General features: G+C 72.4%; 11 protein-coding genes and 1 pseudogene. 8 read left to right on the forward strand and 4 right to left on the reverse strand.

Annotated features, from left to right (window positions below):
• A pseudogene (locus ABD143_RS17645) lies at window positions 1–3,547 on the reverse strand (hypothetical protein); the annotation flags it as partial.
• Between the two features lie 43 nt (window positions 3,548–3,590).
• On the opposite strand from ABD143_RS17645, the gene ABD143_RS17650 reads away from it, so the two are divergent.
• From ABD143_RS17650 to ABD143_RS17680, 7 genes are all read left to right on the forward strand, one after another.
• The gene (locus tag ABD143_RS17650; RefSeq protein WP_343979061.1) at window positions 3,591–3,779 is read left to right on the forward strand and encodes a hypothetical protein; all 189 of its coding nucleotides are present in this window, start codon (window positions 3,591–3,593) and stop codon (window positions 3,777–3,779) included.
• A gap of 75 nt (window positions 3,780–3,854) precedes the next feature.
• Entirely contained in the window at window positions 3,855–4,151 is a 297-nt protein-coding gene (locus ABD143_RS17655; RefSeq protein ID WP_343979064.1) for a hypothetical protein, read from the forward strand.
• A 225-nt stretch (window positions 4,152–4,376) separates the two neighbouring features.
• Complete coding sequence (locus tag ABD143_RS17660; RefSeq protein WP_343979067.1) at window positions 4,377–5,729, forward strand: hypothetical protein; 1,353 nt, start codon at window positions 4,377–4,379, stop codon at window positions 5,727–5,729.
• 138 nt (window positions 5,730–5,867) lie between these two features.
• Window positions 5,868–6,422, forward strand: a complete 555-nt coding sequence (locus tag ABD143_RS17665; protein WP_343979069.1) for a hypothetical protein — start codon at window positions 5,868–5,870, stop codon at window positions 6,420–6,422.
• 24 nt (window positions 6,423–6,446) lie between these two features.
• The gene (locus ABD143_RS17670) at window positions 6,447–7,808 is read left to right on the forward strand and encodes a hypothetical protein (protein ID WP_343979071.1); all 1,362 of its coding nucleotides are present in this window, start codon (window positions 6,447–6,449) and stop codon (window positions 7,806–7,808) included.
• A gap of 153 nt (window positions 7,809–7,961) precedes the next feature.
• The gene (locus ABD143_RS17675) at window positions 7,962–8,138 is read left to right on the forward strand and encodes a hypothetical protein (protein ID WP_343979073.1); all 177 of its coding nucleotides are present in this window, start codon (window positions 7,962–7,964) and stop codon (window positions 8,136–8,138) included.
• A 129-nt stretch (window positions 8,139–8,267) separates the two neighbouring features.
• Complete coding sequence (locus tag ABD143_RS17680) at window positions 8,268–11,066, forward strand: hypothetical protein (RefSeq protein WP_343979075.1); 2,799 nt, start codon at window positions 8,268–8,270, stop codon at window positions 11,064–11,066.
• A gap of 1,478 nt (window positions 11,067–12,544) precedes the next feature.
• Here ABD143_RS17680 and ABD143_RS17685 read toward each other — a convergent pair.
• The 3 genes from ABD143_RS17685 to ABD143_RS38225 form a co-directional block, all read right to left on the reverse strand.
• Complete coding sequence (locus ABD143_RS17685) at window positions 12,545–13,510, reverse strand: FAS1-like dehydratase domain-containing protein (RefSeq protein ID WP_343979077.1); 966 nt, start codon at window positions 13,508–13,510, stop codon at window positions 12,545–12,547.
• A gap of 7 nt (window positions 13,511–13,517) precedes the next feature.
• Entirely contained in the window at window positions 13,518–14,798 is a 1,281-nt protein-coding gene (locus ABD143_RS17690) for a cytochrome P450 (RefSeq protein WP_343979080.1), read from the reverse strand.
• Window positions 14,799–14,956: 158 nt separating this feature from the next.
• The gene (locus tag ABD143_RS38225; protein ID WP_379659928.1) at window positions 14,957–15,070 is read right to left on the reverse strand and encodes a terminase gpP N-terminus-related DNA-binding protein; all 114 of its coding nucleotides are present in this window, start codon (window positions 15,068–15,070) and stop codon (window positions 14,957–14,959) included.
• A gap of 81 nt (window positions 15,071–15,151) precedes the next feature.
• On the opposite strand from ABD143_RS38225, the gene ABD143_RS17695 reads away from it, so the two are divergent.
• On the forward strand, window positions 15,152–15,841 hold the full coding sequence (locus ABD143_RS17695; protein ID WP_343979082.1) for an alpha/beta fold hydrolase: 690 nt from the start codon (window positions 15,152–15,154) through the stop codon (window positions 15,839–15,841).
• The last annotated feature ends 160 nt before the right edge of the window (window positions 15,842–16,001 follow it).

A 16,001-nucleotide genomic window follows, 5' to 3' on the forward strand; every position in this document is an offset into this window, starting at 1 on the left:
CGCGCGCGGCCGGGGCGGCCACCATGCGGACGCCCAACGCCGCGGCGCGCACCGGGAGCCCGACGGCGGTGAACGGCGCATTGATCACGTGCAGCGGGACGCTCGCGATTTGGCTGATCGCGTTGCGGCGGGCGGCTTGGCCCTCGAACCGAGCGATGTCGGACCCGAGAGACCGGGCCAGCGCCGCGGTAGCGGGGGTCTCGGCGAGACCGTTGATCCGCGCCAGGCCTGCCCGCGCGGTGGAGGCACGGGCCGCGGCGGCGGCCGCCCCGCCGCGGAACCCGGCGGCGACCGGGCCGGCGACGACGAGGATCGGGAGCGCGTCCTCCATGAAGGAGACGAGCGGCCGGTCGTGGTAGTCGTCGGACACGTCACCATCGCCGAACCAGCGGTGGCCGGCATTGGCCAGCGGTGTGCGGATCAAGCTGCCGGAGAGCGGGGCGACCCGGTTGTAGTAGTCGGTTTCGGACTCGCCCGGCTTCCGCGGCTCGTCGAAGTAGTCCTCCGGGTTGACCATCGAGTCGACCATCCGCGGAATCCCCGTCACCGGCGACAGGTACAGCGCGGCGCCCCAACCCTCACTCTTGATCCGGTTCCGTCCCTCGACGACGCCGCCGCCGATCACCACGCCGGGCAGGGAGAGCAGTCCCGCGCCGAGGGTGACCGCGTCCCGCCCGAGGTTGCGGCCGAAGTGATCTGTGCTGGCGCCGAACCGCTTGTTGTACTGCCGGACCGACTCGGCCGTCGTCCAGTGTGCGCCGTCGAGCATGAACTCGAAGAACCCCATGACGCTCTTCGGATCGGTGTCGTTGACCAGGTCGCCGACCCGCTCCCGCTCGCCGTCCGACAGGACCGACCCGACGTTGCGCCGCAGCCAGCTCTGGTTGATCTGGCGGAAGATCGCGTCCTTGCGCTCGTCGTACTCCGCCCGCTCTTGGTCCGTCGTACCCCGCCAACCGAGCAGCAGCCCGGCGACCTGGTCGGCGTTGGACGGGGTGCTGCCGAGCCGGGCGACCTCGAAGTCGGTCATCTGGGCCGGGTCGCGGTCCCCGTAGGTCCACGTCGCGGCCACGTTCGAGAGCTGGTCCGGGTTGAGGTTCGCGAAGGGGCTGTTCGCGTCGTCGGCGACCTTCTGGATGTAGTCGTATCCGGCGGCCGAGCGCAGCGCGAGCGCGAGGTCCGCGGATCCCGTCGAGGGCAGGTGCATGTCGTTCAGGCGGTTCGACGGCGGGCGCGGCGCCTCGATCGCGGCCTCGTAGCCCATCCGGACCGCGTCGCTGAAGGTGGCGATCGTGACCGCCGTGTCGAGCTGCTTCTGCGTCTCCGGCGCCGGCATGGCCTCGACGACACCGGCGACCGCGTCGAGGTTGCGCCGGGCCAGCGCGATGTCGCCGGCGTAGGCCGGGTCGCCCGCCACGCCCGCGGCGTACGCGTCGTAGGCGCGCAGGGTGCCCTGCGACTGGTCGAGGTCATCGAGGAACGGCCTGCGGTCCGTGGCGAGGGCGGCAGCCTGCTCGTTGATCGCGACCCGCTCGGCCTCGAGGTCCTTGTAGTTTCCGCCGCGGCCGGCGTAGTAGTCCTGCAGGGCCCGCTCGTAGGCCGCCTGGCGCCGGTCCAGCGCGTCCTGGCGGGGCCGCAGCTCGCCGAGATCCTGGGCGGCCTGCCGGGAGACCGCCTGCTGGTCCAGGAGGATGTTCTTCGCCCTGGTCAGCTGGTCCTGGGACGGATCCGTCAGGTTCGGCTCGCCCAGCAGGTTGCGGACGAGCTGGGGGTTCTCGGCGAGCTGGCGCTCGATGTCCTCCGTGGACCGCTCCTGGGTGCCCTTGACGGTGAGCACCGTGTCGAGGGCGTCCCCGGTGCGGCCGAGGCGCTCCCGGGTCGCCGGGTCAAGGGCGTTGATCTGCTCGGCGAGGGCGCTTGCCTCCTCCGGCGTGATGCCACCCCGCTTCGCCTCGGCGAAGGCGTCGACCACCGGCTGGACCTGCTCGTTGCCGTCCTCGGCCATCCAGCGCAGGTGCCCCTGGTCCCGGGTGAACGCGAACGCGGCCCGACCGCGGTTCAGCAGGGACGCCGACCCGGACGGGGCAACCGGCCCGATGAAGCCGGGCGGCCGCTCCCCGGGCCCGTACAGCCCGAGCGCCTTGGTGACGTCCTTGGTGGGCTCCACCCACTCCAGCCGGCGCTCGACGGGCTCGGAGCCGCGGCAACTGCCGCCCTCGCCGGCCACGCACGCCTGGCCCTTGTTGTAGCCGTCGGCCTCCGCGTACAGCAGCCCGGTGCGGCCGCCCTTGCCGCTCGTCTGCACCCAGTTGCCGAACGCGTCCGTGCCGTAGGCCTCGCCGTCGCCGTTGACGAAGGCCACCGCGCCGCCGCCGCTGCCGTCGGCGCCTCGCAGGAACTGCACGAACTCGGCGTCGCCCGAGCCGCCACGGCGGACCGAGATCGTCTGGTAGTCCTGCCCGCCCTTCCACTCGGCGCCCACCCCGTTGCAGCTACCGCCGGGGCCGACCTTGCAGGTGCTGATTCCGCCCTTGCCGCGCTCGGTCGGCATGTAGTGCGTGCCCTCGCAGCTGTAGCACTGCAGCTGCGCACCCTCGGCCGAGATGATCGTGCCCCAGCCGTTGAGGGAGATGGAGCCGCCGAGGCCCAGGGCGTTGCGGGTGACGATGTCGACCCGGCCCTGCGCCATACCGGTCGGGCTGGTGAGGGTGTCACCCTCGGCGGAGACGAAGTGGCCCTTGCCGTCGAAGGAGATCCGGGCCGGGTTCCCGTGACCGTCCCGGCCGGTGATCGTGCCCCACGACCCCTCGACGGTCAGCCGGTCCCGCCCGGCATCGCCCGGGAGCTCGGCGCCGGTGTAGACGCAGCCGCCGTTGCAGCTGCTCTGGAACGGCGAGCCCGCCGCGTTGCTCAGCCGGAAGTCGTTGCGCGGCTTGTCCGAGTCGGCCACCCGGGTGTAGCGGATGGTCTCGCCCGTACGGCCGTTGGTCACCTGACCCCTGCCGCGGACCCAGCCGCCGCCGTCGCCCTCGCGGTCGCGTGCGAGCCGGACTCCCTCGGACCCGCTCGCCTCGTCGCGCTTGTCGCTGCCTGGCTCGATCGGCATCCCGCCGCGGTAGGCCTCGTCGCCCCCGTTCGGGTCGAAGGTCACCCGCTCGCCGCCGGGCCCTCGCTCGTCCACCCCGGTGCACGGCGCCGCACAGGTGTCGCCGTAGGCCTCCCCGCCCTTCGGCTTGATCTTCCACACGACGTCGCCGTTCTCGTCGCGCTCGATCAAGACGGCCTGCTCGTCCGGCCCGAGCTCCTCGATCGGAACGGGCCTGCCGTTCTTGTCCAGCACCATCCCCGGCGCGAGCTTCTGCGGGACCGTCGAGGTGAAGGTGTTGCCACCATCGGTGTGGCACGACGAGTAGCTGCCCGAGCACTTACCGCCGCCACCGCCGCCGGGGCCCGCGACGGCGTACGCGGTGACCCCGCACCCCCCACCAGACGACCCGCCGCCCGAGCAGGTGGCCTCGCCGAACGCGTCCCAATACCCTCCCGGCACGTCGCGGTGATCAGACATCTCCGCGTGCGCGGTGTAACTGGTCGTGCAGTTGGCCGCCCCGGAGCACGTCGCCGACGCGCTCGCGTACCCGGGGCCGGCCTGGGCCTGCGCGGTGACCGCGACGCCACCACCGCCCTGGCCCCCGCCGCCCGACCCGCTCGCCGACGCACTGGCCCAGCTCTTCCCCTTCGGACCAGCCCAACTGGCCGACGCGGACGCGGACGCGGAGTAGGAGTGCCGGCAGTTCGCTGCGCCGACGCACGACGCCGCGGCCTGGGCCCAGCCCGGGCCGGCCGACGCCTGCGCCGTGACCGCGACGCCACCACCGCCCATCGCGCCACCGCCGGAACCGCTCGCGGACGCCGAGGCCGAGGTACCGGGTCCGGACGCAGACGCCGCGGCCGACGCCGAGTACGAGTGGCTGCAGCTCGTGCCGGGCGTCCCTGTGCAGGACGCCGCCGCTTGCGCGGAGCCGGGTCCCGCTGTCGCGGAGGCGCTCGTGGCGGCCTGCCCGCCGCCGAACGTGCCGGAGCCGTGCCCGATGGCGTTGGCCCGGGCGCTCGCCCCTGGCCCGGTGGCCGACGCGGTGCTCTGCGCGCGGTAGGAGTACGAGCAGCCGGAGCCTGGGCTGCCCTGGCAGGCCGCAGCGGCCATGGCGTGGCCGGCGCCCGTGTCGGCGGCCGCACTGGTGGCGCACCAGCCGGATCCGCTGCCACCGACGGCGCCGCACGCAGCCTCCGCCTTCGCTCGATTCCCGGCGGTGGTGCTGGCGGCGGTGCTCGAGGCCGAGTAGCGGTGCCGGCATACCGAGCCCTCGCTGCCCTGGCAGGTGGCCGAGACTTGGGCACCGGTCGGGCTCGCCCCGACCCGGCTGATGCCGCCGCACTGGCCGCGCTCGCCCGCGGTGCAGTCGGTGAGCGAGCTCGCCGTGTTCAGCCCGCCCGGCGCGGACGCGCGGGCACTGCCCTCGGTGTGGGTGCGACAGCCGGTGCCCGCGCAGCTGGAAGTGACCTCAACGAGATCCTTCGCGGCAAACCCGCCGGTGGCGGCTTGGCACGCACCGGGGGCCACGCAGGTCGAGGTGGCCGTGCCGGCCACCTCGCGAGCCCCGGCCGCATGCGTGGTCGACGAGGCGCTCGTCGCACAACCCGCCGGGGAGCCGTCGTCGCAGACCGCCGTCACCGACGCGCTGGTGGTGGCGAACCGGTCAGGCTCTGCCATGCCCGCGGCGGTGACCGTGACGCTCGAGTCGGCGGTGATCTGCGCGAGGCATGCGCGGCTGCCGTCGCAAGCTGTGGCGCCGGTGGCGGTGCTGCGGCTGCTCTCGCCGTCGGGTCCTCCGGTCGCCTCGGCGGACCCGGACACGCGGCCGGTGCAACCGGCCTCGGGGCACATCAGCTGCGAGTTGGCCTGGCCGGTGCCGGTGAGGCCGGGGATCGGCTTGGGCTTCTTGCCCTGGGTCTGGCCCGCGTCCCGGACCAGCACGGCGCTGGCGTTGCTGCCCACCGCGCACCCGCCGTCGGCGGCCGTGCAGCTCGCCTTCGTCCGCGAGTCGCCCGCCATGCCCGAGGTGGCGCCGGTGGTGACGGCCTGGCAGTCGGGGCCGGCGCACTGCGCGGCCGCGGTCGACTGGGCCATCGTCGCCGGGGCGTTCCGGACCGGCTTCTTCGCCAGCTCGGCTGCCTGGGTGGCGGCCTTGCCCGCCTCGTCGGCTGCCTTCGCAGCGTCGGCGGCGGTCTTCTTCTGCTCGTCGGTGGCACCCACGCGCCTCGCGATGCGCGCTGCGTCCGCGGCTGCCTGCTCCGCCTGCCTGGCCTGGGCGGCCAACTGGGCAGCGGTGCTGTTCTGCTGTTCGGCGATGATGTCGGCCACGACCTGGCCGGATCCCGCGGTGGAGCTGGTCTGCGCCTGGCAGGCCGACTGCCCGCTGGCACAGCTCGCGCTGGTGGTGGTGCCGCCCGCCGGTGGGCCCCGCGCCCCGGTGGCACCGTTCAACGCGGCCGGGCCGTCGCTGCCGGCCGCCGAGCTGGAGGCGGTGCCCACACAACCAGCGGCCGAACCGGCGCAGTCCAGCATCGCCGAGGCGCTCGTCCAGCTGGACGCGCCCGGCACCGTCGGCCCACCCGAGTTCGCACTCGAACCGGGCGCGGTCGGCGCCGGCGGGGTCGCCGGCTGGTCCTGACCCGGCTGACCCGGCTGGTCCTGGCCGGCGGGCTGCTCCCCGACGGTGCCCTCGGAGACGGTCGCGTTCGCGGTCGAGCGGGCCTGAACCAGCGGCGCGATCACGTTGGCGTCCGGGCCGGAGGAGGCACCGGAGTTCGTGACGGCCTGGCACACCCCACCGGTCACCCCGGCACACGAGCCCTCGCTGCGGGAGCCGCGCGGGTCCGGCGAGACCGACGGGTCGGTCGCGGTGGCCGCGCTGGACACCTTCCCGGTGCACGCCCCCTGGCCCTCGCAGGTCAGCGCGGCACCCGCGGCCGACGCCGCCGACGGGCCCGCGGTCAGCCGCGCCGCGTTGACCCCCCGCCCAGTCCCAGTCCCAGTCCCGGTCCCGGTCCCGGTCCCGGTCTGGGTGGGGCCGGCCTGGGAGCCGGCCAGCGCCACCGCGGCGCCGGAGCCGGTGGAGGCCTGCGACACCGACCGGACCTGGCAGTCACCGGTGCCCGCGGTGCAGGACGCGGTGCCGGTCGAGGTGCGCGGCGCGCCGCCGTTGACCGCCCCGTCCCACCCGGCGGTGCTGGTGTTCACCGTGCCCGAACAGTTCGCGCCCGCCGCGCAGGACAGGGTCGCGGTCGACGACGACGTGGAGGTCGGGCCGCTGGCCGGCTGGCCCGCCACCGGCAGCCCGGTCACCGGGTCGACGACGACGTAGTCCGGCGCCGACGACGCGGACGAGGTGGACTCGCCGGAGCAGCCACCGCCGGTCACCGTGCAGTCCGCGGACGCCTTCGTGCCGCGGGCGTGCGGCGACACCGCGGTGTCGCGGGCGCTGGTCTCCGAGACGGCGCTGCCACCACACGTGCCGCCGGTGCCGTCGGTGCTGTCGCAGTTCACGGCGGCGGTCGCGTTCGACACGCTCACCGGACCGGCCACCGCCACCACACCGCTCGCCGCTCCGGCGGGGTCGGCAGTGGGGTTGCGGTCGGTGACGGTGGTGTCGGAGGCGGCGTCGCAGCCGCCACCCGTGCCGTGCACCGAGCAGGTCGAGGTGGCGGTGCTGTCGCGCACCCCGGTCACGTCACCCGACGCCGAGCCCGAGGTCTTGCTCGCACCCGAGCCGGTGCACAGGGCGCTGTCGCAGTCGGCCCGCGCGCCCGCGGTGCTGGACGCCACCAGCTCCCGCCCGGCGACCGGCTGCCCACCCGCCGCCGCGGCACGCCGGTCGGCCCGGGACGGCGCGGCCGCGGAGTCGCCGACCTGCGAGGCGGCCTGGATCGAGCAGTCGCCCGCGGCGGTGGTGCAGTTGGAGGACGCGCTGGTCTCCCGCACCGGGGCCGGGCCGCCCGCCACCGCGGGGGTGCCGGTGACCGTGCCGGTGGTCTCGGCGGCCGCCTTGCCGGTGCAGGCCGCGGCGCCGCCGCAGTCCACGCTCGACCCCGCCGTGCTGGACGCCGTGGCGTCGCCGTCGGTCAGCGCGGCCTGCCGAACCCGGTTGCCGGTGCCGGTGCCGGTGCCGGTGCGGTCGGACCGGCGGGCCTGCCAGGCCCGCTGCTGGTCGACCGGGCTGTCCAGCTCGGTGCCGCTGTGGGCCTGGCAGCCACCGGCGGTGGCCTCGCAGGTGGCCTTGCCGGTGCTCGACTGGGCGGCGGCCGCCCGCACCCCGTTGGCCGAGCCGCCGGTGGCGGCCGCGCCGGTGCCGGTGCCGTCTACCTTGACGGTGGCGTCGCTGCCGCCCGCGGTGCCGGCCTCGTCCGCGCTACCGGTCTCGGTGCCGCTGTGGGCGTCGCAGCCACCCGCGCTGACCGTGCAGTTCGCCGACCCGTTGGTCGTGGTCGCCGGCGCGCGCACGGCGGTGGCGGCAGTGGCGGTGGGGTCGGCTGCCGGGGTGGCCTGGTGGCCGCCGTCGGAGGTGGCGGCGGCGGTGCCCGCGCAGGTGCCGTCGCAGTCGACCCCGGCGTCGGCGCTCACGTCACCCGCGCCGTCACCCAGCTCGACCGAACTGGAGGTGCCGCAACCCGCGGCCGACTCACAACGCGCCGACCCGCTACCCGCGCCCCGGCTGACCGTGCTGCCGCCATCGCCGTTGCCGCCGGTGTAGGCGACCGAGCGGGCCTCGCCGCCCCGCTCGCGGGTGTTCGCGGCGCGGATGGCGGCCTGGTCGTCACTGCCGGAGCCGCTGGACCTGCTGTCACACGCCCCAGCCTTGGTGTCGCAGCCGGACTCGGCCTTCCACCGGTCGGCATAGGTCTGGGTGCCGCACTCACCGGTGCACGCCGCCGACGCCGCCGTGTCACGCCCCGACCCATCCCGCGACCCCGGCGCTGTGCCGGGCTGCGTGGCCGGGCCCGTCGAGTCGCTGCGGCACGAACCACCCGAACCCGAGGTGCACGCCGCCGCCGCCCCGTCCGGGGTGGCCAGGCTGTGCTGACCACAGCTCCGCGCATCCCCCGAGCAACGCGCGGACGCCGTGGCCAGCTCACCCCGATCGTCGCGGCTGGTGGCGCTGCTGCCGCACCCCCGGCCGGCACCGGACAGGGTGCACGACGCGGAACCCTCGTTGTCGCCCGACTTGGACTGCGCCCCACACCCGCCCGACACCCCGGCCAAGGCCACACACCGGTCCTGGTCCCGCTTGCCGTCGGCGTTCTCGCTCACCGCGCCGCACTCGACGAACACCCCGCTCGACCCGCAACCCGCGGCCGCGCCCTCGCCGTCGATGCCGTCCTCGGGCACCACGCCCGGGTTGTGGTCGGTGGCCGCCATCAGCTCGTCGGTGGCCTCATACACCTTCTCCCGCTGCGTCTCCAACGCCGCCACGTTCCGCGCGTGGGTCCGCTTGTCCACGGTGCCGGCGGCGACCTTCTTCTCCTCCGCCGCGAGCTGCTTCTCCCGCGCGGTCAGCTCCTGGTGCCCGTCCACGACCTGGTCGATCAGGTCGTTGCGCTCCGGGGACAGCTGCGCCCGGTCGGCCGCGAGCTGCTCGGCCTGCTGCCGGGACTCCCGCTGGTTCTTCGCGTGCTGGGCGGCGCTCACCTCACCGGCGCTGACCTTCTTCTTCTCCTGCGCCAGCTGTTCGCGGTTGTTGTCGGCCTTGATCCGGCCCTCGAGCACCCGCTCGGTCTGCGCCGCCGAATCGTCGTACCGGTCGTCCTGGTCATCGGCCACCCACTCGCCATCGACCCACTCCCCGTCCCGCGGAGGGCCGCGCGAGCTGCGGCCCGTCGGGTTCACCGAGAGCAGCGACACCTCGGTCACCGCGACCCGCTCGGCGGGGGCGCCGTCCCGCGCACCCGAGGACTCCAGCAGCGCCGCCCACACGCCCTGCGCGTCCGCCCCGTCCGCCCGGTCCGCCCGGTCCGACTTCTTCTGCCCCGCCCGCTGCAGCTCCGCGTCCGACACCCCGGACCGCTTCGAGGCCGCCCGCACCGCGTCGGGCACGAACTCCCGCAACCCGTCCACGACGTTCTCCACCGCACCCGCGACGTCACCGTTCTCGGCGACCGCCGCGCGCACCGACTTGGCCTGCCCGGCCACCCAACGGCGCATCTCCGCGCGGTCCACCGAACCGGAACCACCCCGCTCGGTCGCGGCGTCCGCGGCGTCGGTGGTCGCGCGCCGGGCGGCCTGCACCGCCCGCCCGGCCCCCGTCGCGCCGTCACCGTCGGTGACCGCGGGGCGGGAGTCGTTCGACGCCAGCTCCGACACCCACCGCTCGACCTCGGCCCGAACCCGGTCCTCGACCTTCCCGGTGTCCCGCGCACCCCGGTCCGCATTCGACCCGCGGCCCGAGCCGGCGTTCCCGCCCGCCGAGTCCGCGCCGGCCGTCGCCGACCCCAGCCGCTGCGACACTCGCCGCGCAACCTCGTCGCGGACCTTCTTCGCCGTCGCCCCGGCCGAGGTCGAACGCCCCTCGCCCGCGGAGCGCCCGTCCGTGCTCTCACCGGTCGCGGTGTCCGCGCCCCGCGCACCGCGCTCGTCCAGCGCCGCGCTCAGCTTCTCCCGCACCTGGGCCAGCTCCCGGTCGGCCGCGCCACCGGTCACGTCCTCGGCCAGCCGCAGCCACGGCTCGGCGACACGCTCGACCGCGTCGGCGTCCGCGTTCTTACCCTTGCCGGACTGGGTGCCGGACGGGGTGCCGGAATCGGTGTTCCGGTCGTTGCCACCGTTGTCCCGCTTGTTGTTCCGGCTGTTCCGCTCGTTCTGGTTCTGGGTGTCGTTCGAGTTGTCGTTCGAGTTGTCGTTCGAGTTGACGGCGCGCTGGTTGTCGGAGGCGCGGCCACGAACCAGTTCCTGCTGCGCATCACCGATCCGCTCCCGGACGGTGGTGCTGACCCGCTCGGCTTCGACAGCCACCCGGGCCCGCAGTTCGTCGCGCGCCTTCTCCGCGGCATCGGTGGCCGTCGCGGCGATATCCGCGCCGTCGTCACCGTTCCGGTTCCGGGACTGGTTGTCCCGCTGGTTCGCCTCAGAACGCTGGCGGGCCTTCTTGGCATCCGACTGGTCGTCGCCACGCTGCCGCTGGCCCTCACCGTCGGCCTGCCGGCCGGACTGCTGGTCGGAGTTGTCGTTCGTGCTGCGCGCCGCGTCCTGCGCGTTTCGCTCGTCGCCCGCGGAAGCGGACTGCTGGTTCCGCGACTTCTTCGACGAGGAGTCCGTGGCGGCGGACTGGTTCTGCCCGGAGTTGCGCCCCGACTTGTTGTCGCCGGCGTTATTGGCCGAAGTCTGGTTGCGCGAGTTGGACTGCCGCGCAGCCGACCCGCCCGAAGTATCGCTCGCCGGCTCCGCACTGGCGCCCGTGTTCTTGGCCTTCTTCGTCGACGCCGCGTTGGCCGTGTTCGAGCTGTTCGCGCTGTTCGAGTTCCGGGCGTTCGACGTGCCCGAGTCCGAGCTCTTCGAGTTCGAGCTGTCCGAGTTCCGGCTCGCGGAGTCGGAGCGGTTGTTCGAACCCGAACTGTCGTTCGAGCTGCGACCGTTCGAGCCGGAGTTGTTCGAGCCGGAATCGTTCGAGCGAGAGCCCGAGTCCGAGCCGGAGTTGGAATCGGAACTGCTGCCGGAACTGCCGGAACCGCTACCGGAGCCACTGCCGGGATCCTTCTTCTTACCGCCGTTGTTCTTACCGCCCGCAGGTCTGCTGATGCCTCCCTTCTGGGAGACCTGCACAGCCGCAACCGGAACCGCGACCGCCGCAGCCGCCGGCGACGCCGCGAGGAACGCCGCGCCGAACCACAGCACCACCACGGCAGCGGCCAGACCCAGCACCCACCGGACCACCGCCCACAACCGCTCCCCCGGCGAGAGCCGCAACCGCACGGGGGCGTCAGCACGCACGGCGAGGCCAGCGGCCCCACCGTCGTGAACAGACACCCAACCCATGTCGGAAGCTCCTGAGATCGCCGAAGGACAGTCAGTCCCGAGAGGAAGAACCACAGAGGTGCAGATGGCGGACTAGCGCCTTGACCTGCAGAAACACAGAGAAACAGAGAGAAACAGACACGTGGAACCACAGAGGGCAAACACGTCGCGCCCGAGGCAGCGACCCGCAGCCAGACGGTAAGACGTCACATCCAGCAGCCCCTGCGGCGAGCGGCCCCGGCCCGTTGCGCAACGTCAGCAACCAACCAGAACCACCACCGCAACCCCAACCCGAAGATCAGGCAGCCGGGACGCTACCACAAGCCCCGGCTCGCGCAACAGGTTCGTTCCCGCTCCGGCGCTCCCGCCGCCGCCGCCGCCGTTCCCCAGGCCGCCCGGTTCCGTAGGCCCGAATCCCGCCCTACGCCTCCCGCAACGCCCGCATCGGGGACACCCGGCCCGCCCGCAGGGCGGGAAGCACCGCCGCCAGAACCGCTACTGCGACCCCGCGTGCGACACCACGCCCTCACCATCGGCGGTTGCGGTGATCCTCGGTCGCGTCGTTGTAGCCTGCACCTCGAAAGTGCCTCTCCATCAGGTTGTACTGAGCCCTCAGCAAGCTCAGTTTCCCCTGGTGGCGAGGCGCTTTCGTCTACACGCCCCCGACATGCCGACCCACTCATGAAGAGCCGGGGCTAACGTCCTGTTGGCAATCGGCATCCTAGGCACGCCGGAGACATCTGCAAACTAAGGCCGGGCAGGTGTCCGCCGGGCGCCCCCCGTGTTTGCATCGAGTAGTTTGCTACAGACCGGGGCAGAAACCTGAGGCCTCTAGGCGCGCACTAGCGCCTTCCTGTGCTGCGCGAGGCGCCGGAGGCGCTTAGCTTAGCGCAGGACAGTCGACAGTGTCTCATGCGACGAGGAGTGTCGCTGCTTGGAGCAGCGTCCTGGCGGCCGCATCTTCCTTTGCGGCGAGTGGCACAGCACAGGCAACTCCCACTAGCTGCCGCACTTGGGTTCAAGACAGGAAGACGAAAGTTCCTCACCGGAAAGCTCAGCCTCCCGAGAGCTCAGTCACCCTACGGAGAGGAACTTTCAAGGCGCAGGCGACAGCCACCCGGCGGAGGATCACCGCAACCGCCGATGGCGAGGGTGCGGTCTCGCATGCAGGGGACGGTGATCCAGCGCGTTAGCCACGCCTGTGGGTGCCCGAAAACTCGGCTCACGTTCGCTGACCTGCTGCTTGGTCGCCGGCGGGCCCGGCATGATCCACCGGTGGCGCTGCGACTGACTTACCTCACCTTGGTCAGGATCCTGGGTCGGATTATCCTTCTCGCCCGATCCGAGACCGCCAAGGAGATCGAGATCCTGGTTTTGCGCCACCAACTCGCCGTACTCCAGCGGCGCAATCCACGACCTCGAATGAGCTCTGCTAGGTGACCCAATCGCCGCTGGGATGGGCGGTGATCCCCGGCTCAGAAATCACCGCACAACGGTCGCCACGGCCTCGGCATGGACCACAGACCCGGTCGCGGCACGAGCGGACACGACGACCTCGGTCCCGACCATCGTCTCGACACGGCCGGAGACGCTCAATACCTCCCCCGGCGAAGCGGGTGCCCGCAGCGTCGTGACCAGCCGACGCAGTCGCGCTGCGCCGGTCCATTCGCCCACGACGCGGGCCAGTAACCCGTTCGTGGTGAGGATGTTCATCACGATATCGGCGTTGCCGTGCGCACGCGCGAAGGTCACGTCGTGGTGCACCGGGTAGAAATCCCGTGTCGCGAGGGCTCCAGCGATGATCTGGGTCGCGGTGACCGGGACGTGGACCCGGCCGAACTCGCAGCCGGGGTTGAGCTCTCCCGGGCGACCGTGTGCAGTCCCGTCCCGGCACATCGCGGTCGACGAAGGTCCCGGAGGTCGTTGAGTCGACGCAGCCGGAGCGAAGTGGAGCACGGTCATGATCACGACACCCACCGGACGGCCCGAGACGGTCCCGTACTCGGTACGGCTCCGCACGAAGAAGCCTCGCCCCAGTGCCGTCCGCTTCTCCCCGGTTGCGTCGAGATAGGCGTTCTCGGCCACGACCACGTCGCCGGGACGGAGATCCGACTCGAACACCTGATCAGTCCGCACCGCGAGCGTCGCGGAGTAGCCGAGCCCTGCCAGCGTGGCACGCACCGACTCGTCGAGGTCGCCCGGCTCCGCGGGCCCCGCATCCAGCGAACGGCCCGGCCGCAGTCCCGGGAAGGTCCACATCTGCAACGTCGCGGGGGGTGCGACAGGCGCCGCATCAGTGAATGCGGGAGTCGTCTCCCCCATCGCGTCGCACCAGGAGTGGATCGCGTAGGCGCTGACGGGCTCCCGGGCGACTCGCCTGCGGTGCGCGGGCCTGCCGGGCAAGCCGGCCAGCAGCTCCTCTGCGGCCGACCGGTGTGATGCGGTCATCGAGCTCCTAACAGGACGATCCCCCGCGGACCGCCGACGCCCGCACCGGCAGCTGCGAGTCGAAGCCGGCCAGCACCCGTTCCGCGGGGGTGAACGTCGCAGGCATGGCGATGTAGCCGTTGATCAGCGGGATCGTCGGGTAGCGGAGCACCGCCACCGAGTCGATCTCGTAGTCGGGGATGCGCCCGAGCACCTCCTCCAGCAGGACGATCATCTCCGCCGGCGCGAGGAAGGCCCCGAGACAACGGTGCACACCGTTGCCGAAGGCGAGGTGCTTGCTGTTGTTGCCACGGTCGAGCCTGATCGTGTCGGGCTCCGGGAAGGTGTCCGGGTCGTTGTTCGCGGAGCCGAGCGCCAGCAACACCCGCTCCCCCGGCTGCAGCTGCACGCCCCCGAGCTCCACCGGTTGCATGACCGTCCGTGCGACGCCCGTCCCCGGGGTGAAGTAGCGCAACATCTCATCCACCGCGGTCGGGATGAGCGACGGGTCCGCCGCCAGCCGGGCGCGCTCGTCCGGGTTCTCACCGAGGTAGCGGAACATGCTGGCGATCAGGGCGGTCGACGTGTCGATCCCGCCGTTCAGCAGCATGAACAGCATCTCTGTCACGGTCTCGTCGTCCATCGTGGCGCCGTCGATCTCGGCCGTCAGCAGCCGATCGACGATGTCGCCGCGCTCACCGGCGGTCCTCCTCCGCTCCGCCACGATGCCGGCAAGGTCCGTCAGCAGCTCGCCGACGGCGCGGGCCGAACCCTTCTCCCGGTAGGCAGCCTTGTGGAGGGCCGTCGCGTATGCCTCCCACTTGTCGAGCGGCAGTCCGAAGTAGTCCAGCGACACGAGCGCGGGAAGCGGATTGGCCAGGTCGTCGACGAAGTCGATCCGGCCCGACTCGACGACCCGGTCCAGCGTCCAGCTGACGATCTCCGCCATGCGCGGGCGGTACTCCTGGATCGCCTTGGCCGAGAACCGCGGCGCGAGGACCCGGCGATACGCCACCGACTCCGGTGGGTCCATCTCCATCATGCCCATCCGTACCGGGTTCACCGGCACGGTCACACCGCCGGTCCGGCGCCCGTCGAACTCCAGATCCCGGCCGCAGGCGAAGGTGGCCGGGTCCCGCAGCACGCGCATGACGTCGTCGTAGCGCGTGACGACCGCGTAGCCGCCGTGCCGGGACGTCCGAGCGACGGGACACCGTTCGCGGAGATCGGCGTACTGCTCCCGCCAGTGCTCGGCGAACTCCTCGCTGTGGTGATCGAAGTCTTCCACGGCCACGTGAACGTCCGACACCCCAATAATCTAACGGTGATTGGTGCGTGGTTCAACCACCGACGATGCCGCCACCCATCGCGATGCACAACATCGCCCGACGCGGAGGTCAGGCGCACACGAGAGCTCGACATTTCGGCACCGAGGTCTTGAACTGGCTTCGACCTGGCGCTAGTTTTCTAACGCCGTTCGGTAAGGGTGCCGGACCGGGACCGGCGGACCCACTTGTGGACCGTGACCTGGGCGATCCCGAGCGGCTCGGCAATCCGCGCAGCCGGCCACCCGGGCTTCACGGCCGATAGAAGTCGACTCCCTCACGCGAGCCGGGACGATCCGCTGACACCGACTTCTCCGAACCTCGTTAGGGGAACATCATGACCACCTTCGGGCTGATCCACGGCGGCTTCCAAACCTCCTGGTGCTGGGGAAAGCTGCGCGACGAGCTCGAGCGGCGCTCCCACCGAGTCCTTACGGTCGATCTGCCCGTCAGCGACACGACAGCGGATCCAGACGCATACCTCGATGTCGTTGCGTCCGCGTTCGGGTCGGCTCCCGATCCCGTTGTCGTCGTCGGACACTCGATCGCCGGCTGGACAGCGATGCGGCTCCCGGACCGGATCCCGGTCGAGGGGATCATCTACCTCTGCTCGTGCATCAACCTGCCGCCTGGCGAGTACGAGGACGAACCGCTCCCGGTGATCTCGGCCGACCCTGCCGACTGGACCCCGGACGACGTTGGACTGATCACCATGGCGCCCGACGCGGCGCGGGAGTACTTCTTCCATGACCTCGATCCGGCGCTCGCCGACGAGGCGATCTCGCATCTCGTGCGCCAATCGGTGACGGGCGTCGCCGGACCGACGTCGAAGCCCACGATTCCTGCCGTTCCGGCCAGCTACGTCAAGGCGACCGACGACCGCGCCGTCTCTGACGCATGGGCGACGTGGGCGGCCACGCTGCTGACCGGCCGCGATGCGCTCCTCATCGGAGGCTCGCACTTTCCGCTCCTGTCCCGTCCGCAGGAGCTCGCCGACCTGTTCGAGCAGATCGTCGCGCGGTTCTGAGGTTTGCCCGCGACCAGACGCCGGGGCGCGGGCGTGACGACGCGGAGCCCCTGAAACTCTGCACAAACGCCAAACCCCTAGCGACCGAGGATCGCTGATATCTGTTCCGGCGTGGCTCCCTCGTTGTGATCGCTGAAGGTGCCACAAGGAGATCGTCAGT

Source organism: Pseudonocardia aurantiaca (genome assembly GCF_039526725.1).
Lineage (GTDB): Bacteria > Actinomycetota > Actinomycetes > Mycobacteriales > Pseudonocardiaceae > Pseudonocardia > Pseudonocardia aurantiaca.

What these genes read in the sequence shown, in the direction of transcription:
- ABD143_RS17685 (WP_343979077.1), bottom strand. Translation starts at nt 13,510, where the DNA reads ATGACCGCATCACACCGGTCGGCCGCAGAGGAGCTGCTGGCCGGCTTG.
- ABD143_RS17695 (WP_343979082.1), top strand. Translation starts at nt 15,152, where the DNA reads ATGACCACCTTCGGGCTGATCCACGGCGGCTTCCAAACCTCCTGGTGC.